The following is a 23,008-nucleotide window of genomic DNA, read 5'->3' as shown; positions in this document are numbered from 1 at the left end:
TGCACAAACTCGAGACGTGGCCACCCCCTTCCTCGGCAAGCTCGTCTTCACGGGGAGCACCGCGGCTCTCGTCGCGTTGGCCACGCTCTCGTCGGCCGTCTCTGCACAGGCCGACGACGGAAGCCGTGGAAATGGCGACGCCGGAGCCGCGAAAGATGCGGGGCCACCCGTTCCTGCCTGCGTCCAGGTGACGAGCGAAGCGCGTTACGTACCCTTCGGCTACAACCACGTCGTCACGCTGCGAAACGGCTGCTCACGCCCGGCGAGCTGCACGGTATCGACCGACGTGAATCCCAAGCCGGGCACCACGGACGTACCGAGCGGTCAGACCGTCGAGCTCGTGACGTACTACGTGTCCCCCTCGCAGGCGTTCACCGCCAGCGTGAACTGCGCGCTGCGCTGATCGAGCGCTTCGAGCAAGCGGTGTCGATCGGTCGTCGACGCTCCCGCAGCCGAGGACAAAAAAAAACACCGCGCTGGGCCGGGGGGGGGGGAACGGCCACTCGCGCGGTGCACTCGCCTGATTAGCGAGAGTCGTGCCAATTCCAAATGCGGGAAATCTGGTGCCTCGATCGCGCGAATCTTTCATCGCTGCAAGAAACGCCGACGAGATTGCACGACCGTGGGCGCGCTCGCGTGACCGTGGAGCGCTTTTCCATGGCAAGCCGGTAACGGACGACGACGACTCTCGCGATGAGCGGTCTCCGATGGATCGACAGGATCTCGTCGATCGACGCGTTGGGCTATAAAGGCGCCGATTCATGGTCGGGGCCCTTCGAAGCACGCTTCGCTTCGTTTTCTCGCTGCTGCTCGCGCTCGCGCTCATCGCTCAGAGCGCCTCGGCGTTCGCGCAGGCGACGAAGCCCACAACGTCGGCCGCCCCTGCAGCTCCGGCGGTAGCCGAGGAAGAGGCGCCCGACTCTCCACGCACGAGCATGCAGAGCTTCCTCGATCTCTGCGATCGCGGTCGCTACGAAGAAGCTTCGCGCTACCTCGACCTTCCACGCGGCGCGGAGAAGCGAGGGGAAGAGCTCGCCCGGAAGCTCCACGGCGTCCTCAGCGAGCGCCTCTGGATCGACGTCGATCAGCTCTCGCCGCTTCCTCGCGGCAAGAAAGACAACAACCTTCCCGCCGGGACCGAAGAGCTCGGCAAGATCAAAGATGCGAAGGGGCACACGGTCTCGATTCGCATCGTTCGCCACGAGGCGCGCACCCCGGAAGACGAAGCCCGTTGGGTCTTCGCGCAGTCGACCGTGCAGAACGTCGATGCGCTCTATGCGTCGCTGAAGGTCCGTTGGCTGCGCGACCACCTGCCCGCCCCGCTGCTCGAGCAGGGGCCCTGGGCGCTCTACTACTGGCAGTGGCTCGCGCTGCCGCTCCTCACCGCCCTCTGTCTCGCGGGCGGCCGCTTGGTGACGTGGCTGTCGGGTTTCTTCGCCCGCCGCCTGCTCGCGAAGTGGCCTTGGAGCCCGAATTTCCTCCATCGCCTACGCAACCCCGTGACGATGGGCTTCGGGGTCGCCCTCTTCTGGGCCCTCCTTCCCTATCTCGGCCTCACGTTGAAGGCCGAGGACTTCGTCGGACGCGCGCTGCGTGCGCTCGGCTACCTCGCGTTTTTCTGGGCGCTGTTCCGAACGGTCACGGTCGTCGGCGACGAGCTCTCCAAGGCGCAGTGGGCCGCCTATCGCCCCAGTGTTCGCTCCCTCACCTCCGTCGGCGTCAAGCTCGGCAAGGTGTTCGTCGCGGCCATTGCCTTGATGGTCGCCTTCTCTGAGCTCGGCTACCCCGTCACGAGCATCATCGCCGGTCTCGGTATCGGCGGTGTGGCGCTCGCCCTCGCCGCGCAGAAGACTGTCGAAAATCTCTTCGGCTCGGTGTCCATCCTCGCCGACCAGCCTTTCGTCGTCGGCGACACGATCCGCGTCGACACGGTCGAGGGCACGGTCGAAGGCATTGGCCTCCGCTCGACGCGCCTGCGCACGGCCGACCGCACACGCATCATCCTGCCGAACGGCAAGCTCGCCGACATGCGCATCGAGTCGCTCGGCCCTCGCGACCGCATTCGCTTCGCGACCAAGCTGCCGATCTCGCGCGAGGCCAACGTCGTTCAGCTGCGCGCGATCGTCGCCGAAGTGCGCAAGCGCATCTCCGAGCATACGAACGTCCGCACCGACGACGTGTTCGTCCAGCTCGCCTCCATCGGCGAGTCGTCGTTCGATCTCGACATCGCCGCCATGGTCGAGACGCGCGACTTCTCCGAGTTCGCACGGGTTCGCGAAGACTTGATTCTCGCGTGCATCGAGTCCGTGGAGAAGTACGGCACGCGTCTCGCCACGCCGGTGCGCGCGGTGCTTTCGGCAGCGTCCCGTCACGAGTCGACGGACAAACCGAGCTGACCGCACGTCCGTCGCATCAGTCCCGAGGAGCCCCGTTGGTCTCGCTCGAAGCGCACGCGCGCCGTACGCGCTCCGCCTGAAGCGACCGAGGAAACGAGGCGAGGAACGCCGAACGAGCGGCCGACGCCTCGGCCTGACGACCGAGGTCGCAGAGTGCAATCACCCGAGCGGCGGCGCGCTCTTCCGCGAGTGCTCCCCCGCCAAAGCGCGCATCGTGGGCGTCGAGCGCTGCGAGCGCACGTGCAGCGTCGTGGCTCCGGAGCGCCACCTGCACCTCGCGCATGACCGCCATCTCGGCGTCGAAGGCCTCGTCGGCGCGTGCAGGCCGCACGGCCGACGGCACGGCTTCCACGCGCGGCGAGACGGACCTCGCAGCGACCGGCACTGCAACCGTCGCCGCGCGCGGCGGCGGCGATACATCTTGCGAGCTGGCCGTCGCGACCTCGATGGGCGCGGTCTCTGGCGCGCTCTCCCACACTGCTTTCGCATCGCCGGGTGCTGGCGGCGGCGCGGTCGTCGCCGTGGGCGATGCGAGGTTCGACGGAGCGCGAGGTACGTCCGCGCCATCGTGCGTCGACAGCACGGCCGTCGTGGTTGCCGCTGCGCCGACCACGAGAAGTGCCGCACCTATCTTCACGAGCGCGAGCTTGGATACGACGCCTCCGGCTTTCGCCGCAGCGAGCACTGTCGTCGTACCGGCGGCGGCGGGCGGTGCCGTGCTCGACGCGGCGTTCACGGCCGCAGGAACCACGGCGGCCGTTGCCGCGCCGGCCAGCATCCGTGCTCGCAGTGCGCTTCGCAGACGATCGCGATCCGCCTGCGTCGGTTCGAAACCGGACGCCGTCCGCGAGAGCAGCGCCCGTGCCTTGGGACTGAGCTCGGTCACGGTTTACCTCCCGACGCTTCCCACTCTTCGAGTCCTCGTTCGAAGGCTGCGCGCGCCGCTCGAATACGCGAGGCGACCGTGTTGGGGTTCGCCCCCACGGCTTCGGCCACTTCGGCGATGGTCATCTGCTCGAGCTCGGCGAGGACGAAGGCCTCACGCTTGTCGTCGTCGAGCTGGTCCAGGAGGCGCTGCACGAGACGGAGCTCCTCGGCGCGCTCGGCGGACTCACCGGGCCCGCACTCGGCGGTCGTGAAAACGTCGAGATCGGTCGGCTCGGTGGTTCCCACGTGCGAGGGCTTTCGACGCGCGGTGCGTCGCACACGACCGACGACTTTGCGCACGATGCCGAAGAGCCACGTCCGCATCGACGAGCGCCCCTCGAACTCCGCAAGCCGCTGGTGGACGACGAGGAAGACCTCCTGCACCACGTCGTCGATGACGGTCGTGTCCGCACCGAGTCGCAACGAGGTTCGCCAGACGAAATCCAGATACCCGTCGTAGACCTCCTCGAACGAAAGCGTGCCGCTGCGCACACTTGCGGCCGGTCTCTCCAGACCGGGCATCGCCATCGCTTTGAGGGTGTGGGAGGACATGACGGCTGCGACCGGTTGCGGCTCGTTGGTTGAGTGCCCGGGGCCGAGAATTTTCGTGACGCCCCTCCGAGAAACAGCTTCAGAAGGCCGCCTCGAGGCCCAACGAGCCTCGTCCGGCGACAGCGGCGTTGCGATGGACCACACCGACCCCGTCCACGGCGTACTCATCGTGGGTCATCGGGACCTCCGCGTCGAGCGAGAGGGCCAGCCGGAGGGGCGAAATCCCGGCATCCGCCGTCAGAAGGCCACCTGCCCTCGCCGCAAACCACGAGTTTTTGCCGGCACTAGGGAGGCGAATGCCCTTCCCTTCGCCCGTCATCACGCCGCCCTCGAAGGCTACACAGGGCCCGGCCGCCATGCGCCCTCCGAGACCCCACGTTCGACAACCGCGGAGCGAGGCCACGGCCAGCTCGAAGTCCCCACCGCGCGCCGTGTCGACCGTCGCAGAGACGGGCGGAAACCACGCCGCACCGAGATCCAGGCGATAACCGGCATTCGCCCAGCCGATCTGGAGCTCCGGACCGAACGCCGCGCGCGGAAGTACGCCAACGTTCGCGACGGCAAAGGCTCCCACGACGAACGCACGATCCGACGCGGACGAGGGCGACGTCTCACGATGCTCTTCGACGATCGGCGACTCGCTCGGTTTCGGAGCCGACGCTTCGCCCGCATCACGGGCGGGCTCTTCCGAAGCACGGGCGGGGTCGAGCGAGAGCGCGAGCACGATGGCCGTCGCATGGGCGACGCGCTCGCACGTCGTTGCGCTCACGCTTCGCGTAGCGGAGATGCCGTCGACTTCGGTGACGACCTCGACCACGAAGGCTTCCCCGTCGCGACGAACCGTCGCCGTCGCCTTGGGTCGCGATGCCGCGTGGTAGTCGGGCCCGAGAAGCTGCGTGACCTCGCGTTCGACGCTCGAACCGTTCGGACAGCCATCGGTCGCCTGCCACGTAAGCTCGATCGCCGACCTCGCCTCGTCCGCCCGCGCACGCACCGCTCCCACGGCGAGCAAGCTCGCCCCCACCATCAGGGCAGAACCGATGCGTTTCGTCACGCGCTCAAGAATGTCCTCGCCGAAGCGAGGAGTCACCTCGTTTACTTCGCGATGTACGTGATGCAGCGCTGGTCGGCACAGCCGACCTGGAGATCGTGGTGGTCGGCGTAGAGCGAGGTCGCGCCGTCCTCGGAGCGAACGTACTCCGCAGCGCAATCGCAGACCCCACGAATCCCGCAAGTCAGAGCGGTCTCGTCGAAGCGCGACTTCGCGGCGGCGTTGATGCCGTAGGCCATCTGGCTCCCGCAGCAGTCGATCGAGAGAAAACCGATGACGCAATCGCTCGCGGCGGTGCACGAACGATCGTAGGTGTACGTCACTCCGGCATCGCTCGACGGGCAGGTCAACGTGCCCTGCGGAGAAGGCAACGATGCATCCTGCGGGATGGGCGGTGCGGCGGCATCGTCGGGCGTGGGCGCCGGGTCGAGGGACGCATCCGCCGGTCCCGGTTGGCCGTTCGGCGAGAGCGCCGATTCGTCGGATCTGTCGCTTCCAATGGTCGCGAGCTGGCCGCAGGCCAAGGCACCGATCGACAGGGTGACGAGTGCGAGGCTAGCGAGAGCGATCGAAGAAGAACGGGTCATGACCAGATGAGTGCCCTGCCCTCTCTCGATTTGTGACGAGCCCGCGTACGAACGCTCTACGGCAGCAGGCTGTTCGCGAGGAGTCGCATCGTGCGTCAGTCGTCGTCGCCGTCCTTCATGCGCTCCGCACGCCGCAGCAAGAGAGCGCCGCCGATCAGAAACGGCAGCGACGGCAGGATGACGATCAAGGCGTAACCCGGACGGCTCCTAAGCTCAGGCTTGCCGAAAATGAAGCTGGAAACGTCGATGATGAGCGGAAGGATGATGAGGAGGAGGCCGATGACGCGGGCTGTGAGTCGGTCGGTGATCACGGGACGCCGAGCGGTGTATCATCGCCCGGAAAAATGCGCACGCGTTCGCCTTTGCTCCTCGCCTTTGCCGTCGTTCTTGGAACTGTTGGAACTCTTGGAGCGGGGTGCGGCACGACCCCGGCCGTGACGGTCATTCATGGCGACGGCAGCGAGAACGGCAAGGCAATCCAGGGCGATCCGATGAAGATCCGCCGCACTTCGCAGGAGGGGTACGCCGGCCTCCGAGGCGGATTCTTCGTCGTGCGCAACCGCGAGGACTGGCAGAGCGTCTGGCCGTCCGGACAGGAAGGCGCCCTTCCGACGACGCTCGACACCTCGGTCTCGATGCTCCTCGTGGCGTCGGCCGAGGCAAAGGACACCGTCGCGATGCACATCGACAAGGTGCTGGAGACCGCCAGTGCGGTCCACGTCTGGGTCCACGAGACGAAGAACGGCACGGGCTGCACGTCGAAACTCGAGCACACGCCCTATGACGCAGTCATCGTCCATCGCATCGACAAGCCGGTCAGATTCTACCTCGACGAAGACCAGGCCGAGTCGTGCGGCGATCCTCCGACGGCGAACGTCCAGTGCCGCCTCGGCGAGGCGCCCACGTGGTCGACGAAGCTCCACGCGCAGCCCGGTGAAGTCGTCGATTGCGAGGCCACCGCCGAAGCTCGCGGCCGCTTCGCGCTCACCGATCGCACGCTCACGCTCGGCTCACTGCCGGGTGGGTCGGGCGCCAAGCTCGCGTACACCAAGGGCCCGGCGCGCGGCACGATCACGCCCGACGTGTTCGGCACGTACAGCATCCAGGCCGAGGCAACGGACGAAGCCGGCCGCAAAGGCCTCGCTACCGCGCAGGTCGAAGTCCTTCCGCCCAAGACGCGCGATGTCCTCGTCGAGCTGATCTGGCAGAACTTCGACGTCAGCGACGATCCCGACACCTTCCCCCGCGTGAAGCTCCGCGCAACAGCTCCCGGCCCGAAGGCGCGCACGTGCGCGCTCGACAGCCAGGCGCCCGACCTCTGCGAGGTGAAGACGCGCAGCGCTTACGTCCACATGCGCCTCAAGGCGGGCGACAAGAAGATGCCGCTCTCCGTGCAGTACGTGGACGAGCGCATCGAAAAGGGCCCGATGGTCTGCGTGCAGCTCTACTTCGACGGCGCTCGTACGTCCGAGACGTGTGACCGGCTCCATCGCAACGCAGACGATCGTTGGGACGTGGGCACCGTCGATCTCGCGGTCGGAAAGCTGGTCGAGCCCGAGGGCGCGAGCAAACCGGATGGCGGCGCGCCGGAGACCGTCGACGCAGGCGCCGCTCCCGAAGCGCCGAAGAAGTGATCTGAGTCTGCGACGCTCGTCCGCATGGGCGTGACGAGCGTTGGCGACCTTCCGCGGATGATCCTACGTTCGCCGAACGCGAATGAGGGCCGCCCCTTGCCATTGGCTGCTCGGTCTCGGCGCCGTCTGCGCAATGGCGTGCGGCGGATGCGAGCGCGCGAAGACCGAGGAAGCCACCGTCACGAACGGCGCCAAGCTTCGCCTCGTCTTCAAGCACCAGCCGATGTGGGGCGATCCCACGATCCTGCGCGATCGACTCGCCGCGTTCGAGCGAGCGCATCCGGAGGTCGTGCTCGCCACAGAGGTCCTTCCCAACGCCTCCGAGGTTCTGCATCAGTACTTCCTCACCGCGCTCGAAGCGAAGAGTCGTGACTTCGACGTCTTCGTGACCGACGTCGTGTGGATCCCCGAGTTTTCGCACGCCGGTTGGATCGCCGATGTGTCCGACGTCTTCCCGCCCGCATCGCTGAAGCAGGACTTCATCGAGGGTGCTGCGCAGGCGGTGATCGTCGATGGTCGAACGTTCGCCGTGCCCTGGTACGTGGACGTCGGCATCCTCTACTACCGGAGCGACCTCGTCTCCGCGCCCCCTCGCACGTACGACGAGCTCGTGCGCGAGGCGCGCGCCGCACGCCAGAAGGACCCTTCGCTGGCGGGATTCGTGTGGCAAGGCCGCCAATACGAAGGGCTCGTCTGCAATGCCTTCGAATCGATCTGGGGTCACGGCGGTGAGGTGTCGAAGGGCGGCCTCGTCGAGCTCGACACGCCCGCGGCACGCGCAGGGCTCGGGTTCCTCCGCGAGCTGATCACGAATGGCACGAGCCCGCGATCGGTCACGAGCTCCACCGAGGAGGAGACGCGCCGAGCCTTCCAAGAAGGTCATGCGGTGTTCATGCGCAATTGGCCATACGCGTACACCGAGCTGCAGAAGGAGGGCTCGCCGGTACGAGGAAAGGTCGGATTCACGACGCTCCCGACGGTGAGCGGTGCCCCCGGTCACGGCGCCCTCGGCGGATGGCAGCTCGCCCTGAATGCCCAAACGCCGCCCGAGAAGCGGGCGATTGCGATCGACCTGATTCGCCACCTCACTTCGCTCGAGGCCAACGTCACGTTCGCGATCGCCTACGGGCGCAACCCTCCGCGCCTCGCCGCGTACCAGGATGCTCGCCTCGTTCACGAGGCTCCCTTCATCGCGCAGCTCTTTCCCGCGGTCTCGCGCGCGTGGCCTCGCCCCGTCACGCCTTACTACAACATGATGAGCGACGTGCTGCAGAGCGAGTTCTCCGCCGTGGTGAGTGGTGTTCGCCCGGCCGACGTCGCACTGCCACGCGCCCAGAAGCTCATCGACAGGATCACGCGGTGAGTCCGACCCCGAAAGAGCGGCTCACGCCCTGGCTCTTCGTCGCACCGAGCGTGCTCGTGTTCCTCGTCGTTGCCGCCTATCCCATCGGATACGCGGTCTGGCTCAGCCTCCGGCGGGTGATCATCGTGTTCCACGAAGATCGCTTCGTGGGCCTGCAGAACTTCGCGTTCCTGCTGCGTGATCCACGGTTCTGGACGGCGCTCGGAAACACGGCCTACTTCTCGTTCGTCGCCGTTTCGATCGAGATCGTGCTCGGCCTCGCGTTCGCGCTTCTCCTGAACACGGCGTTTCCCGGAAAGAAGCTCCTCCGCGCTTCCATTCTCGTGCCTTGGGCGATTCCCACCGTGGTCTCCGCGAAGACGTGGGCGTGGCTCTTCAATCCAGATTACGGCCTCGTCACGAAGCTCCTGCCGGGGCACGACATCGACTGGCTCGGCATGCCCGGCTACGCGATGCACGCCGCAATCGTGGTCGACGTGTGGAAGACCACGCCCTTCGTGGCACTCCTTCTGCTGGCCGGCCTGACGGGCATTCCCGACGACGTGTACAGGGCTGCCGCCATCGACGGCGCCTCCACGTTCCGGACGTTCCGCAGCATCACGCTTCCGCTGCTTCGTCCCACCATCGTGGTCACACTCGTGTTCCGCACGCTCGATGCGTTTCGCGTGTTCGACGCGGTCTACGTGCTCACAGGCGGCGGACCGGCGAACACCACCGAGACACTCTCCATCTACGCCTACAAGATGCTCGTGCGCGTTGGCGACTTCGGCTACGGCTCGGCGCTCGCGGTGGTCACCTTCTTCTGTGTGATGGCCATCAGTGCAGGATACATACGACTACTCGGCCTGCCCGGAAAGGAGGAGAGCCCTTGAATGGCGAACATCTTCGTCGCTGGGCCCTCGCGTTCTTCGTGCTGGCCACGGTGACGTTCACCGTGGGGCCGTTCGTATGGCAGGTCCTCACGTCGTTCACGCCCGAGTCCGAGCTCGCTCGCACGGGACTTCCGAGCCACGTCACGCTCGAGAACTATGCGGGAGCCTTCCACGGCAGGCCCTTCGCACGCGTCGTCGGCAACAGCGTGCTCGTCGCGAGCGTCACCACCGTGCTCTGCCTCGTCATCGCCGCGCCCGCCGCCTTCGCGATCGCGAAGCTTCGGTTCGGCGGGCGGAATCTCGTCCTCGGCGGCGCACTCGCGGTCTCGATGTTCCCTCCGATCGCGACCGTGTCTCCGCTCTATCTGGTGTTCGGCAAGCTCGGGCTGCTCGACCATCTCATGAGCCTGGTCATCCCCTACACCACGTTCGCCCTTCCGCTCACGCTCTGGATCCTGACAGGGTTCTTCGCGGACCTGCCCGACGAGCTCTATCTCGCTGCGCGCGTCGATGGTTGCACGCCGTTCCAGGCGTTCCGCAAGGTCCTCTTGCCGCTCGTGATGCCAGGCGTCGCCACCTCGGCGATCCTCGTATTCATCTTCGCATACAACGAATTCCTCTACGCCCTCACCTTCATCTCCTCGCCCGAGAAGCGCACCATTCCCGTGGCCATCAGTCTCTTTGCCGGCGAGCACGTCGACCCTTGGGGTGAAATCGCCGCGGCGAGCGTGATCGCCACGCTGCCCCTCATCGTCGTGACGCTCCTCTTCCAGCGAAAGCTCGTCGCCGCGCTCACGGCGGGCGCGGTCAAAGGGTGAACGAATGGCCTCGGTGACGTTGGAGGGACTCGAAAAGACCTTCGGACGCGGAACACGCGTCGTGAAGGGCATCGATCTCCACATCGAAGACGGCGAGCTCGTCACGCTCGTCGGGCCGAGCGGTTGCGGGAAATCCACGCTCCTGAACTTGATCGCCGGCCTCGAGCGGCCCACGGGAGGGCACGTTCGCATCGACGGTCGGATCGTCGACGCGCTCTCGCCGAAGGAACGCGGCGTGGCGATGGTCTTCCAGAGCTACGCGCTCTATCCGCACCTGACCGTGCGCAAGAACATCGCCTTCCCTCTCGAGATCGAAGGCCTGACGCGCGCGGAGATCGAGCGGCGCGTGGCGGAGACGGCGGAACGCCTCGGCATCGCTGCGCTCCTCGATCGAAAGCCCAAAGAGCTCTCCGGGGGACAGCGCCAGCGCGTCGCTCTCGGGCGCGCGATCGTACGGCGTCCTACCCTCTGTCTCTTCGACGAGCCCCTCTCGAATCTCGACGCCGCGCTCCGCGCGCAGATGCGTGTCGAGATCAAGAAGCTGCACGAATCGCTGAAGGCCACGTTCGTCTACGTCACGCACGATCAGGCCGAGGCAATGACGCTCTCCGACCGCGTCGTCGTGCTCCACGAGGGCGTGGTGGCCCAAGAGGCTCCGCCGCGCGAAATCTACGCGAGGCCAGCAAACCTCTTCGTCGCCAAGTTCCTCGGCGCTCCGCGCCTCAACGTCGCCGAGCCCTCCGTCTTCGGGCTCGCGTCGAGGGCTCGTGGTCGCGACGTGCTCGTCGGACTCCGCCCCGAGGACGTCACGATCGGCGAGGGCTCTCCGCCCGAGACCGCTCCGAACGGTCGCGTCTACGTGACCGAGCCGATGGGCGGCGAAACGTGGGTGACGGTCGACGTGGGCGGCGAGCACGTCATCGCGCGCGCCCCCGCGGACTACGAGGCCTCGTCGGGAACACCGGTATGGCTATCGTTCGATCCGTCGCGCGCGCTGCTCTTCGATCGCACGACCGAGCAGCGGCTCGAAACCTGATCAGAAGAGCTTGTCGATGGCGAGCATCGTGATGAACGCCATCAGTGCACTCAGCGGGATGGTGAGCACCCACGCGGTGAGGATGTTGCCGGCGACTCCCCAGCGAACGGCGCTCACGCGCTTGCTCGCGCCGACGCCCATGATGCAGGCGTTGATGCAGTGGGTGGTCGACACCGGCACGCCGAGGTGGCTGGCGCCGAGAATCGTGAGCGCGCCGGCGGTCTGCGCGGCAAAGCCCTGGAGCGTGTTGAGGCGAATGATCTTCGTCCCCATGGTCTTGATGATCTTCTGACCACCGGCCATGGTGCCGAGCCCAATCGCCGCGGCGCACGCGAGGATGACCCACATCGGCACGCCGTCCCCCTTGGGGAGCGCCCACGCGGGCACGCCGCCGTGGCCCTGGTGAACGAAGGCGAGGAGCGCGAGGGTGATGATGCCCATCGACTTCTGCGCGTCGTTCGAACCGTGCGCGAAGGCGAGCGCGCAGGCCGAGACCAGCGTCATCGTTCGCGAGCTCTTGTGGACCGTCGCGGGCCGCATCTTCCGCACGGCCCAGACGAGCCCCATCATGAGGATGAACGCGGCGATGAAACCGAGCGTGGGCGAAACGACGAGCGGAACGAGCACCTTCGAATAGAGTGCCGCCCACTTGAAGGCCGCGAGCCCTGCCTTGGCCACGACCGCACCGGCGAGGCCGCCGATGAGCGCGTGCGAGGAGCTCGACGGAATGCCGTACCACCACGTGATGAGATTCCAGGCGCACGCACCGAGCAGCGCCGCGAGAACGACGGTCTGCGTGACGATGGCCGGGTCGGCGAAGCCGGAGGCGATGGTCTTCGCGACGGCGGTTCCCGTGACAGCGCCGACGAAGTTGAGGATGCCCGCGAGGATGACCGCGGTGCGAACGTGCAGAACGCCGGTCGATACGACCGTCGCGATGGCGTTCGCCGCGTCGTGAAAGCCGTTGATGTAGTCGAAAATGATCGCCGTGATGATGACCGCGACGAGAAGGCTAACCATTCTTGATCGCCAAGTTGGTGAGCGTGTCCGCGATCGAATCGCACTGGTCGACCGCGTTCTCGAGATCTTCGAGCACCGTCTTCTCGCGAATGAGAACCTTCGCGTCGACCGACGGGTCCTTGAATAGCTTCGAGATGGCGTCGCGGTAGACCACGTCCGCGTCCTTCTCGAGCTTGCGCAGCTCCCGGGCGATGGCGACGAGGTCGTTGTACTCGTGCTTGCGGAGCTTCGGCACCGCCTCGTCCATCTTTTGCGTGCACGCGACGAGCAGCGTGATGAGCTTCTTCATCGGCTCGGTGGGCTTGTCGACACCGAGCATCACGCACGCGCGAATCGCGCCGTTGGTCAGGTCGAGGACCGTGTCGAGCTCCGACGAGAGCTTGTGGAGGTCCTCCCGATCGATGGGCGTCACGAAGGTTTTCGCGAGCGCCTCTTCCATGTCGTGGACGACCTTGTCGCCCTCGTGCTCGACCTTCTGGATTTCGACCCGCGCGTCTTCGGCAGACTGGCCGTTTTCCGAGAACTTCGAGAGCATCGTGGCTCCCTCGTGGGCGAACTTCGCCTGCTTCTCGAGGAAGTCGTAGAAGTACTCTTCCTTGGGCATGAAGAAGCGGATGACGTCCTGGATCCCCATTCAGACCGCCTCTTGTTGGCCGTAGCGTTCGGTTTGACTCATCGTTGCGCGGCGCAAGATAGCCATATTGCCGCGTCTTGTGAGTCATCCATGTGACGTGCGCGTGGCTCGACCGTGTCTTTCCGGGAAAGGTCGAGCTCCGAACAGGTCAGCCGTGGAAAGTCACGGACTTACGGCTGAGCGCGCCCGGGTCAACGAACGAGCTTCAGCGGAGCTCGCCCACGTAGGCCCGAGCGCGCACGACACCGCGCTCTTCGAGCGGGACGACACGCGCCACGAAACCTGCCCGCTTGAGACGGCCCACGAACGCGTCCGCCGGGTAGCCGCTCCACACGGCATACATGCCGCCCGGGCGCAGCGAGGTCTTGGCTTGCGCGAGAGCGCTGTCGGCATAGAGCCGCGCATTCGTACGGAAGCTCGCCCAATCGGGGCCGTTGTCGACGTCGAGAAGAACGGCAGAGACGTCGCGCTCACGAGCGATGACGTCGGCCACATCGGCTTGTTCGAGTGTGACGCGGGGATCGTCGAGAGCACCGGCAACGAGGTCCGCCGCCTCGGCGCGTGCCACCTCCGCGACGGCGCGCACCTTCTCGACCACGATGACGCGCGCATCCGAAGGCACGACCTCGAGAACGCCCCGCAGGGTCGAGCCGAACCCGAGCCCGCCGATGATCACCGTCATGCGACCGTCGCTCGGGATCACTTCACCTGCCAGACGGCCGAAGGTTCGCTCCGTCTCGAGGGCAGCGCTCGAAAGCAGGACGACGTTGCCGAGCACGAGGTCGAGGACCTCGCCACGACGACGAAGCGCGATGGTGCCTCCGTGCTCGACGAAGGTGCGAAGGATCTCGGTCTTGGTACCGGCGGGATTCGACGTTCGTGACATGGTTACTCGCGCGTGGCGGGAATTTCGCCGACCTGAGCACTGCGTGCCGGTACCACGCCACGGCTGCGCGTGCCGGACGTCGCTCGCGGCGAAGGTGCCGAGGAGGGCGACGCGACCGACGGACTCGCCGAATCGGCCGGAAGCACTCCGACGTTCGGCGGCAGCGGCTCGGAGATGGGCGCCTCCGTAGCCCCCATCGACGCGGGCGATTCGGACCGGCGCGTCTTCGCGAACTTCGCGAGGGCGAGCGCACTGCTCCCGAGAACGATGACGACGAGCCCGGCCCAAAGAACCGCGGTGAGCGTCGTCATGTCGGTCCTCACCTGGGCAACCTGCGCCGAACGCACGCCCGGAGCTCCCCACGCCGGCACGTCGTGCGGGGGAATGCTCATGGGCCGTACCGGGGCCGCAACCTGAGGATGATGGTGAGGCGGTGGATGCGACATCGGCATGGGCGCCCCGTGCGTGGCGACGGCCATGCCTCCTTGGGCCGCCAGGGCCGGTCCAAGAAGTGCGATGCGCTCGAGCGACGGTGACACGATGGGCGGCGCGTACGGCGTGAGAAGCCGGCCGAGCTCGGCGGCGTCCTTGAGGCGACGCGTTCGATCGCGCTCGAGACAGCGCCCTAGGATGAACTCGAGGCCCGCCGGGATGTCCGGCTTCGCCATGCGAAGGTTCGGAGTTGCACTATGCACGATGCTCTGCACGAGCTCTCCGAGCGAGTTGCCCTGGAATGGCGGTTTGCCGCTGATGAGCCGAAACAGAATGACACCAAGCGACCAGACGTCGCTTCCCGCATCGGCATCGCGCGCGGAGACGATCTGCTCGGGCGACATGTAGCTCGGCGAGCCGAGGAGATCGCTGGCCTTGGTCACGACGCTGTCGGGCAGACGACGCCCCGGTCGAGGACGGCCGCCCGGGTTCGTCTCCTCGTCCCTCCCGAGCTCCAGGACCTTGGAGACGCCGAAGTCGAGGACCTTGATCACCGGCTCGCCGCGTGGGCCGCGCGTGAGGAACAGGTTCGCCGGCTTGAGATCGCGATGGATGATCCCGTGCTGGTGGGCTTCGGTGAGCGCCTCGCACGCCTGAATCAGGTACTCGCAGGCGTCCTGGACGGGTACCGGGCCGTGCGTGTGGAGAAGCTCCGAGAGGTCCGTGCCCTCGAGGTACTCCATCACCATGTACGGCGTACCGTCGTCGAGCGAGCTCACGTCGTGGACGCGCGTGACGTGCTTGCTCTTGAGGCGCACGGTGTTGCGCGCCTCGCGCATGAAGCGGGCGCGATACTCGGGCGTGATGACCTCGTCGCGCATGAATTTGAGCGCGACCATTTGACCGAGCTGGAGATGCGTCGCGGCCACGACGTATCCCATGCCGCCTTCGCCAAGCACGCGTTCGACCCGGAATTTCCCGGCAATGACGTCTCCGGGACGAACACCGCTCACGCGAGGAGCATGCAGGGACGAGCGTGAAAAAACAAGATGGCCCTGTCTTCTTTCGGAGCTCGAGGCGGTATTCTGGAGCCTGCCCGTGAACGCGCACTTCGAGCCCTCCAAGACCAGGCATTTCGCCTTCGTCGCCTTAGCCCTCGTGACCTCGGCGTGTGCAACGCTCATCGGAACGGATTTCGAAGGCCGCCCGCGGCAAACTGCAGCCACCGACGCGGGCGACGCTGACCTCGACCATCCGGATGTCGACAGCCGCGACGGCGGCGAAAATGACGGCGGCGACCTCCCTCCGCCGGATACGTCGTGCGGCGAGGCGTGGACGCTCAAGACGAAGAACGACCCTTCGTGTGCCAAGCGAACGTCCGTGACGCTCGACAGCTTCGACACTCTCGATGCGCAACGCGTGAGCATCGCCGCAACGTCCGCCGGCCGCGTCGGCATCGCGACGGACAACACCATCGACGTCGATCAGAGCGAGATGCTGCTCGGCCACTTCGTGCCCGACAAGCCTGGCTTCAACGTCTCGCTCCTTCGACGTCGCCCGACGCTCGCGCTCTACAAGTGGGGCTACCGCACGAAGGTCGTCGCGAGCGGGACCGACACGCTGGGCGTCGCCTCCTTCGACGTCGACGCCACCAGCGATAGCGGGAACATCGTCTTCGTCGAACATGCCGCGGGCGCGTCATCGTTCACGACGCCGGAGCTCGTCGCCGAGAGCGTCGGCTCCGTCCATGCTCAACTCGACGCCGTCTCGGACGGCGCGGGCACGGTCTATGTCGCGTTCCTCGCCCATACCGGCCCGGACGCGGCCAACGTCACGGCCCGCGGCCGCACCCCGGGCGGTACTTTCAAGGCCTGGGGCGACATCGTGACGTCGCTCTACCTCGGGGCGACGGCGCCGAGCACGGTCGGCGCGGTCTCACTCTCGCTCCTCCCCTCCGGTATCCCGCAAGCCCTCGTGCACGCGGCCCAGGGGGTCAACTCGACGCCCGCCTATGCCACGTATGCGGGGCCGGGATGGACGGGGCCGTGCAATCTGGCCAACGAGCAGAACAACGGGGTGTTCGGCCGCGACCCTCGTACGGCCAGCCAGGCGGACACCAAGTTCGCAACCTACTTCGGCCAGGAAGCCAACCAACCCGCGGGCTCGAAACAGGACGTCCTCACGCTCGCCACCTGGCAAGCCGACTGCAAGGCCGTCACCATCGAGACAATCGACGCCATTCCGGCGTCCAGCAATGCGCACGCCGCCATGGCCGTCGATCGCTTCGGCCTCGTCCACCTCGTGTGGACGTCTCCCGACACGCCCCAGTCGTGCACGCTCCACTACCGACGGCAGGTGCGCGACGGGAAGGGCACAGTGTCTTGGCTCGACGACGTGATCGACGACGCAGCCGTGACCACGGCGAGTCAGGCGACGCTGATCGACATCGTCGTCGATATCCACGCGCGCCCGCACATCGCCTACATCACGAGCGACGGGCACGTTCACTACGCGACGCGCTACGACCGCTGAATTTCAGCTCGAGCGCGACGACGTCCCGGCGCCACTGCGGCGACCACTTGCACGGACCGTGAATTTCGGGGCCACGATGGGCGAGGCCCCGAAATTCACGGTCCTTTGCGCAAGTCTGTCGCGAGCTCCGTTTGACTGTTCAATCAGCGCAACTGAGTTGCGCTGTAGGCATCCAAGGCGGCAGCCCATGCGCATCGACTACGAACGGCTCTCCCGGGTCGACCTGAATCTGCTCGTGGCGTTCGACGTGCTGTGGAGCGAGCAGAGCGTTACGCGGGCAGCCAAGCGCCTTCGCCTCGGCCAACCAGCCATGAGCCACGCTCTCGCTCGCCTGCGGGAGATCTTCGAAGACGAGCTCTTCACGCGGACCACCGATGGTATTCGCCCGACCCCGCGCGCGGCCCAGCTCGCGCCGAACGTCCGCGCCCTTCTCGAACGGTTGCAGACGACCCTGGCAACGCCGTGCGAGTTCGATCCCATGCGCGACGAGCGAACGTTCCGCATCGGCACGAACGAGGGACAGGAGAGCTTGTTCTTGCCCGCCCTCGCGGCGCTTGCTCACGAGCACGCGCGAGCCGTGAACTTCGACCTGCGTCCGGTCGCGCCCGATGAAGCGACGGCGCGCATCGATGCGGGAGAGCTGGATCTCGTCTTGGGAACGTTCGCCGAAGGACGAGCGCATCACAAGCAGCGCGTACTGTGCGCCAACGGCGGTTATCACGCGCTCTTCGATCCACGGTTCTTCCCCGATGGCCTCGGATCGATGGATGCCTACGCAGCTGCGGCGCACGTAAGGGTGGCGTCGCAAGAAGCCGTCGAAGACGTGATCGATCGGAGGATGACCGATGGGGGCGTCGTGCGACGCGTGGCCATTCGAACGGCGCATCCGCTGGCCGCGGCGCTCGTCGTTCGTGCCGCGCCGCTCGTGGTGACGCTCGGAGAGCGCGTGGCCGTGACCATGGCCGCTGCGCACGGGTTGAAAACCGAACCCGCCCCGTTCTCTCTCGGCCGAGTGCCGGTGGTCATGATGTGGCACGCCTCGTTCGATCGGGAACCATCGATCGTCTGGCTCCGTGACACCGTCGCGCAAGCCGCTCGAAACGCGTTGCTCGAGGCGCTCCCCGAGGGACCGGTGAGGTCGCTCGTCGAGAACACGCGGCCACGACTCGAGCTCGTCCCGCCTGGAAAGCGCCCAAGGACCGAGACGACGACCGCCTCGGGACTCAGAGCACGGCGAGTGGATTGATCGGAGATCCCGTTCCGCCTTCGATCACGAGCGGCGCGACGACGAAGAGGAAGTCGGATCGGCCGCGTCGAGCGAGCTCCTTCGCGAGCGCCTCGGGGTCACAGTCGTCGATGACGTAGACGCCGAGCGTGTTGATGAGCATCACGTGGACGGGAAGGATGTCGCCGGCCACGCCCGACGGAATCACGTCGAGTCCCACATCCGTGGCGACGACGGCGACGTTGCGCTCACGCAACCATTCGGCCGCGGACGCGTGCAAGCCAGGGGAGTTCTGCGAGACGTCCCAGGGGCCTACGCTGGCCCTCCGAGCCCAGCGCCCGGTTCGGACGATGACGGCGTCGCCGGCACCGACCTTGGTTCCCGTGCGCGCCTCCCAGGCCGTGAGCTCGTCTGCGGTGACGGGCGAACCAGGTTCGAGCCAGCTCGTTCCACGGAATGCGGGCACGTCGACGAGGACGCCACGCGTGAAAAGACCGTCGCGGATGCGGTCGACGCCCAGGACCTGGCATCCTTCCGATGCCGTGACGCGGTTCTGAGGGAAGCCGTTGTACATCTTGCCGTGGTCGAAGATGTGACAGAGCGCATCGACGTGCGTATGTGACCAACCGTGGAAGCCGAGCGTCAAGCGATCGGCGCTGTAGGTGGACTTCGGGGACTCACCGTTCTCGAGCATGTCGTGGCCGAGTGGAGAGGGCACATCGGGCGCGACCTTCGTTTCGAGAGGGCGAGCGATGGAGACGGAAACACCTTCTCGGACGAGCGACGCTGCGGCACGCCTTTTTTCGGCGGTGAGGAGGTTGGCTGCACCACGCTCGTCGTTCGCCCCCCATGCGCCGGTCCGCGAGTGAACCTTCTTCCAAGCTTCGACGTCGGCGGCGCTGGTGAAACGCGGGTGCTCTCCCGAGGATGGTGACTTGGCAGGAGACGAAGGCGCGGGAGCGCAAGCGAGGGTGGTGGCGACGAGTGCGACGAGAAGGGTGCGTTGCATGGCATCGACCCTAGGATTCGCCGTGCGCGTTCTCCAATCGATGCGGTCGATATCCCTCATGCACGTCGCGCCCCGCGAAGTGACGTCCCGCCTGGCCGCCCGCCAGCCAAGAGTTGGCCTGGGCCAGGGAGGACGCTCGGCAAGTCCTCAGAATCATGGAGACGCCCTGGCGGCGCAGGCTTTGCGATTGGCGCGGGCATGCGTTCGGCCTTTTGCTTCGCTCTCGTCATGATTGCTCTCCTCCTCGCGTCTTCGAGGGCACGAGCGAATCCAAGTCCGCTCGCACTCGACGACGCACTGGTGGACGGAGACCTCGACGGCGAAGACCTGGTCGCCGCGCCGTCGGGAGGCAGGCGAGGTTTCGTGCGAGCCCCAGGCGGACACGCGTGGCTTTCTCTCGTGGGCTATTCACATCGGTCGATGACGAACGCGCAGGAGTACGGGGGGTTCGTCGTGCTCGGACTGCCGCTCGATCGCCTGGCGCGCCCGAGCCCAACGCCGACGCGAACCTCGATTGCGGATCCGAAGACTCCGCCCCCTACCCCTCCGCCCCCTCCGCGTCCGGCGCCGTCTTCGCCGCAACCGTCGCCCGCTTCGATTGTCGAGGTGGACACGTCCGTCGCGCTCACGCCGAGGCTGGCTCGGGCGTGTGTCGGCATGGCTCTGAAGGCATCGGGGCTCGGGACGGACGACACACGGATCGACGCGATCGTCTCACGCGCACGTTGGAGCGCGGTGCTCCCCGAGCTCCGCCTGCGAGCGGTACGCCACGACGACGAACGGCTATACACCGACACCACCACGTCGGCGGATGACAGTCGCCTTCGTGACTCGGCCGGCGCCCAGCTCAGTCTCGAGGCGCGTCTCACGTGGCGACTCGACCGCTTGCTGTATGCGGACGACGAACCATCGTTCGAGCGCATGCGCGTCGATCGGCAGGACGCTCGTGCCCGGATCGCCGCGAAGGTGCTCGAGGCGCTCTTCCACTGGCAACGCGCGTGGCTCGCTCTTCGTTTCGCCGAACGCGAGCCTCGCGCCAGCGCTCAGGAGGAAGCCGAGCTCGTGCTGAAGGTCGCGGAAGCCGAGGCCTCGCTCGACGTTCTCACGGCCGGGTGGTTCTCGGCGTGGCGTGCCTCGCGCGTCGTGATGGTCTTGCCCTCGGAGGTTCGCGCGTCTCCGAAGGACAAGAAAGAGGCTCCCGCATCGACCGGCGACCTGTGAGCGCGCGTGCCCGCCCCGCGTTCGCCGCGGAAGACATCTTGGAGCTCGGCCTCTTCGAAGACGAACGCGTCGAGCTTCCCTCCGGCGTGGTCCAGATGAGCCCCGGTTCCGCAAGCCTGACCGGTTCGGGCCGGACGGGCCCGCCGATACGCTTGACGCAGCGCCTTGCATTGGGCACGTTCTGCTCACCATGCTCGCTGAATCGCGCGAAAAACTCGAAGACCTCCAAAGGCGTCTCATGGCGCTAAGGGGGCATCTTTGACGTCCCTAAACTGAAGAAAGAGATCGAGCGCCTGAACGACTCCACGCTCGCCCCAGGCTTCTGGGACGACGCGAAGAAGGCGCAAGCGGTCACGCGCAAGCGTTCGAACATCGAGCAAAAAGTCGAGGGAATCGACAAGCTCACCCGTGACATCGACGACGCCAAGGAGCTCCTCGAGCTCGGCGCCGCCGAGAAAGACGACTCGGTCGTCGACGAAGTCGGGCAGCAGCTCCCTGCGCTGGAGAAGCGTCTCCGCGAGGCCGAGCTCGGCCGCATGCTCTCCGGCCCGGTCGACCACGCCAATGCGATCCTGAGCATCCACTCGGGCGCCGGCGGCGTCGACGCCAAGGACTGGGCGCAGATGCTCCTCCGCATGTTCATGCGTTGGGCCGAGCGCCGCGGGTTCAAGACCGAAATCGTCGACTTCGAAGAGGGCGATCAGGCCGGCATCAACGGCGCCTCGATCACCGTCGCGGGAGACCACGCCTTCGGCTACCTGCGAAGCGAGATCGGCGTGCACCGCCTCGTCCGCATCTCGCCGTTCGATGCCAACGCGCGTCGCCAGACGGCCTTCGCCGCCGTCGAAGTCACGCCCGACATCGAAGACGAGATCGACATCGTCGTGAAAGACGAAGACCTCGAGACGACGACCATGCGCGCCGGCGGCAAGGGTGGTCAGAACGTCAACAAGGTCGAAACCGCCGTGCGCATGAAGCACATTCCGAGCGGGATCGTCGTCGTGTGTCGTGCAGAGCGTTCGCAGCTCCAGAACCGCCGCACCGCTCTCAAGATGATCAAGGCCAAGCTCTACGAGATGGAGATGGCCAAGCGCGAAGAGCAGGCGGCGGCCTACCAGGCGAGCAAGACGCAGATCGCCTGGGGCAACCAGATCCGCAGCTACGTCCTCGCCCCGTACCGCCTCGTGAAGGACCTCCGTACGAGCTACGAAGTCGGCAACGTCGACGGCGTGCTCGACGGCGACCTCGACGACTTCATCGAGGCGTACTTGCTCGCGGCCGCCGGCGGCACCCTCAGGAAGGGCGGCGTCGCGGAAGAACTCGACGCGTAGTCCAACCTTCGTCACCATCGCCTCGTCATGGAAAACCTCCGTATCGGTGTCGATCTCGGAGGCACCAAGGTCGAGGCGGTGGTCGTTCGTTTGGGGGGCGACGCGCCGGACGTCCTCGTCCGCAAACGCGTTCCCACGCATGCCGAACGAGGCTACGACGCCATCGTCCAGGCCACGTGCGAGCTCGTGCGCGACGTCGGCCGGGAATGCGGGGCCGACGATTTGCCGATCGGCATCGGCATGCCGGGCTCGGTCACGTATCGCCGTTCGGATGGCACGCGTTCCGACGTGCCGCTCGTCAAGAACGCGAACACGACCTCGCTGAACGGCCGCCCGTTCCACGCGGACGTGCAGCGAGCGCTCGGGCGTCCAATCGCTTTCGCCAACGACGCGAACTGCTTCGCACTCGCCGAGGCCACGTGGGGCGCTTCCCGCGGAGCCCGCGTTTCGTTCGGTGTCATCATGGGCACCGGCGTTGGCGGCGGCATCGTTCTACGAGGTGAGAGCGGTGTTCTCCGTGCTTGGGACGGCGCGCAAGGTATCGCCGGCGAGTGGGGCCACCTCTCGCTCGACGCCGAGAACGGGCTGCCTTGCTATTGCGGGCGCCGCGGCTGCGTCGAGATGTACCTCGCCGGTCCGCGCATCGAGCAAACCTATGCGGCGCGCAGCGGAAAGACCAAGAGCCTCTCCGAGATCGCACAGGCCGCATACGAGGGCGAGCCCGCGGCTTCCAGGTTGATGGCCGAGCGCTTCGAGCTCTTCGGCCGAGCGATGGCGACGGTCATCGACATCCTCGATCCGGACGTCGTGGTTCTCGGCGGCGGCGTATCGAATGTCGAGGGCCTCTATCATGAGGGCATCGACGCCGTCCGTCACTGGGTCTTCAACGACGAGCTGGGGACTCGCATCGTGAAGCACCAGATCGGCGACAGCGCCGGCGTGCTCGGCGCCGCGCTCTTGCCCGAATAGCTCGACTCGCCCACTCGAGCGCCCGTCGGATCGACGGAGTGGTAGCGTCCGCACCATGAACCGTTCCGACCTCGTCGCATTTCTCCGCCGGCACTCGCTCGCCGTCCAGGCCACGACGTCCTCGTCCGGCGCGCCTCAGGCAGCGGTGGTCGGCATCGTCGTGACTGAGGATCTCGAGCTCTTCTTCGACACGCTCGACGACACACGAAAGCTCCAGAACCTCCGTCGAGATCCGCGCGTCGCATTCGTCATCGGTTGGAGCGAAGACGCGCCCACCGTGCAATACGAAGGCATCGCCGACGAGCCGAAGGGCGACGAGCTCGAACGGCTCAAGAAGCTCTATTTCGAGCGCTTCCCCGACGGTCCGTCGCGCGAGGAGTGGCCCGGCATCACCTACGTGCGCGTGAAGCCCACGTGGATCCGCCACAGCGACTTCGGCGGCGCCGCTCCGCGTATCACGGAGCTGAACGCCGCCGAATTGGCGCGTCTCTAGCGATTTCGATCCGCGGAGGG

23 protein-coding genes are annotated in these 23,008 nt (G+C 66.5%); 13 read left to right on the top strand and 10 right to left on the bottom strand.

Features of this window, described 5'->3' with window-relative positions; all coding sequences use genetic code 11:
- Positions 1-16: 16 nt before the first annotated feature.
- Both AKJ09_RS24060 and AKJ09_RS24055 read left to right on the top strand, forming a co-directional pair.
- Positions 17-403 (top strand): hypothetical protein, encoded by a 387-nt coding sequence (locus AKJ09_RS24060; protein WP_146649551.1) that lies wholly within the window; start codon positions 17-19, stop codon positions 401-403.
- A 358-nt stretch (positions 404-761) separates the two neighbouring features.
- Positions 762-2,396 (top strand): mechanosensitive ion channel family protein, encoded by a 1,635-nt coding sequence (locus AKJ09_RS24055; RefSeq protein ID WP_146649549.1) that lies wholly within the window; start codon positions 762-764, stop codon positions 2,394-2,396.
- A gap of 16 nt (positions 2,397-2,412) precedes the next feature.
- On the opposite strand, the gene AKJ09_RS24050 is transcribed toward AKJ09_RS24055, so the two are convergent.
- The 5 genes from AKJ09_RS24050 to AKJ09_RS24030 form a co-directional block, all read right to left on the bottom strand.
- Positions 2,413-3,282 carry a hypothetical protein gene (locus AKJ09_RS24050; protein ID WP_146649548.1) on the bottom strand — a complete coding sequence of 290 codons (870 nt, stop codon included), beginning with the start codon at positions 3,280-3,282 and terminating at the stop codon, positions 2,413-2,415.
- Positions 3,279-3,875 (bottom strand): RNA polymerase sigma factor, encoded by a 597-nt coding sequence (locus AKJ09_RS24045; RefSeq protein ID WP_169927810.1) that lies wholly within the window; start codon positions 3,873-3,875, stop codon positions 3,279-3,281. The genes AKJ09_RS24050 and AKJ09_RS24045 overlap by 4 nt, the downstream gene beginning before the upstream one ends.
- Positions 3,876-3,954: 79 nt before the next feature.
- Positions 3,955-4,929, bottom strand: coding sequence for a hypothetical protein (locus tag AKJ09_RS24040; RefSeq protein ID WP_146649546.1), 975 nt, complete (start codon positions 4,927-4,929; stop codon positions 3,955-3,957).
- Positions 4,930-4,970: 41 nt separating this feature from the next.
- Entirely contained in the window at positions 4,971-5,513 is a 543-nt protein-coding gene (locus AKJ09_RS24035; RefSeq protein WP_146649545.1) for a hypothetical protein, read from the bottom strand.
- A 95-nt stretch (positions 5,514-5,608) separates the two neighbouring features.
- Positions 5,609-5,824, bottom strand: coding sequence for a hypothetical protein (locus AKJ09_RS24030; protein ID WP_146649544.1), 216 nt, complete (start codon positions 5,822-5,824; stop codon positions 5,609-5,611).
- A 123-nt stretch (positions 5,825-5,947) separates the two neighbouring features.
- Here AKJ09_RS24030 and AKJ09_RS24025 point away from each other — a divergent pair, with 123 nt between their 5' ends.
- From AKJ09_RS24025 to AKJ09_RS24005, 5 genes are all read left to right on the top strand, one after another.
- Entirely contained in the window at positions 5,948-7,147 is a 1,200-nt protein-coding gene (locus tag AKJ09_RS24025; RefSeq protein WP_146649543.1) for a hypothetical protein, read from the top strand.
- An 82-nt stretch (positions 7,148-7,229) separates the two neighbouring features.
- Positions 7,230-8,510 (top strand): ABC transporter substrate-binding protein, encoded by a 1,281-nt coding sequence (locus AKJ09_RS24020; RefSeq protein ID WP_240488571.1) that lies wholly within the window; start codon positions 7,230-7,232, stop codon positions 8,508-8,510.
- Positions 8,507-9,382, top strand: coding sequence for a carbohydrate ABC transporter permease (locus AKJ09_RS24015; protein ID WP_146649542.1), 876 nt, complete (start codon positions 8,507-8,509; stop codon positions 9,380-9,382). The genes AKJ09_RS24020 and AKJ09_RS24015 overlap by 4 nt, the downstream gene beginning before the upstream one ends.
- The gene (locus tag AKJ09_RS24010; RefSeq protein WP_205633789.1) at positions 9,379-10,200 is read left to right on the top strand and encodes a carbohydrate ABC transporter permease; all 822 of its coding nucleotides are present in this window, start codon (positions 9,379-9,381) and stop codon (positions 10,198-10,200) included. Before AKJ09_RS24015 ends, AKJ09_RS24010 begins: the two co-directional genes overlap by 4 nt.
- A gap of 4 nt (positions 10,201-10,204) precedes the next feature.
- Positions 10,205-11,236 carry an ABC transporter ATP-binding protein gene (locus AKJ09_RS24005; RefSeq protein ID WP_146649541.1) on the top strand — a complete coding sequence of 344 codons (1,032 nt, stop codon included), beginning with the start codon at positions 10,205-10,207 and terminating at the stop codon, positions 11,234-11,236.
- On the opposite strand, the gene AKJ09_RS24000 is transcribed toward AKJ09_RS24005, so the two are convergent.
- The 4 genes from AKJ09_RS24000 to AKJ09_RS23985 form a co-directional block, all read right to left on the bottom strand.
- Complete coding sequence (locus tag AKJ09_RS24000; protein ID WP_146649540.1) at positions 11,237-12,256, bottom strand: inorganic phosphate transporter; 1,020 nt, start codon at positions 12,254-12,256, stop codon at positions 11,237-11,239.
- Positions 12,249-12,890, bottom strand: a complete 642-nt coding sequence (locus AKJ09_RS23995) for a DUF47 domain-containing protein (protein ID WP_146649539.1) — start codon at positions 12,888-12,890, stop codon at positions 12,249-12,251. Before AKJ09_RS23995 ends, AKJ09_RS24000 begins: the two co-directional genes overlap by 8 nt.
- Positions 12,891-13,095: 205 nt before the next feature.
- Positions 13,096-13,776, bottom strand: a complete 681-nt coding sequence (locus AKJ09_RS23990) for a spermidine synthase family protein (protein ID WP_146649538.1) — start codon at positions 13,774-13,776, stop codon at positions 13,096-13,098.
- 2 nt (positions 13,777-13,778) lie between these two features.
- Positions 13,779-15,221 carry a serine/threonine protein kinase gene (locus AKJ09_RS23985; protein WP_169927809.1) on the bottom strand — a complete coding sequence of 481 codons (1,443 nt, stop codon included), beginning with the start codon at positions 15,219-15,221 and terminating at the stop codon, positions 13,779-13,781.
- 85 nt (positions 15,222-15,306) lie between these two features.
- Between AKJ09_RS23985 and AKJ09_RS23980 the strand changes: the two genes are divergently transcribed.
- Entirely contained in the window at positions 15,307-16,740 is a 1,434-nt protein-coding gene (locus AKJ09_RS23980; RefSeq protein ID WP_169927808.1) for a hypothetical protein, read from the top strand.
- A 187-nt stretch (positions 16,741-16,927) separates the two neighbouring features.
- Entirely contained in the window at positions 16,928-17,986 is a 1,059-nt protein-coding gene (locus AKJ09_RS23975; RefSeq protein ID WP_169927807.1) for a LysR family transcriptional regulator, read from the top strand.
- Here the strand turns inward: AKJ09_RS23975 and AKJ09_RS23970 are convergent.
- Positions 17,964-18,974 (bottom strand): cyclase family protein, encoded by a 1,011-nt coding sequence (locus tag AKJ09_RS23970; protein WP_146649534.1) that lies wholly within the window; start codon positions 18,972-18,974, stop codon positions 17,964-17,966. The genes AKJ09_RS23975 and AKJ09_RS23970 overlap by 23 nt on opposite strands.
- Before the next feature lie 228 nt (positions 18,975-19,202).
- Between AKJ09_RS23970 and AKJ09_RS23965 the strand changes: the two genes are divergently transcribed.
- The 4 genes from AKJ09_RS23965 to AKJ09_RS23950 all read left to right on the top strand — a co-directional run bounded on the left by AKJ09_RS23965 (position 19,203) and on the right by AKJ09_RS23950 (position 22,988).
- Positions 19,203-20,195, top strand: coding sequence for a hypothetical protein (locus tag AKJ09_RS23965; RefSeq protein WP_146649533.1), 993 nt, complete (start codon positions 19,203-19,205; stop codon positions 20,193-20,195).
- 190 nt (positions 20,196-20,385) lie between these two features.
- A protein-coding gene (prfB, locus tag AKJ09_RS23960; protein ID WP_146649532.1) for a peptide chain release factor 2 occupies positions 20,386-21,526 on the top strand; the annotation gives its coding sequence in 2 pieces (ribosomal slippage) (positions 20,386-20,454 and positions 20,456-21,526; 1,140 coding nt in all).
- Positions 21,527-21,553: 27 nt separating this feature from the next.
- Complete coding sequence (locus AKJ09_RS23955; RefSeq protein WP_146649531.1) at positions 21,554-22,495, top strand: ROK family protein; 942 nt, start codon at positions 21,554-21,556, stop codon at positions 22,493-22,495.
- Positions 22,496-22,550: 55 nt separating this feature from the next.
- Positions 22,551-22,988 (top strand): pyridoxamine 5'-phosphate oxidase family protein, encoded by a 438-nt coding sequence (locus AKJ09_RS23950; protein ID WP_146649530.1) that lies wholly within the window; start codon positions 22,551-22,553, stop codon positions 22,986-22,988.
- Positions 22,989-23,008 lie beyond the last annotated feature (20 nt).

This window comes from Labilithrix luteola, assembly GCF_001263205.1.
Classification (GTDB): Bacteria; Myxococcota_A; Polyangia; order Polyangiales; family Polyangiaceae; genus Labilithrix; species Labilithrix luteola.
The sequence above is the reverse complement of the archived record's forward strand: the minus strand, read 5'-3'. Positions and strand labels throughout refer to the sequence as shown.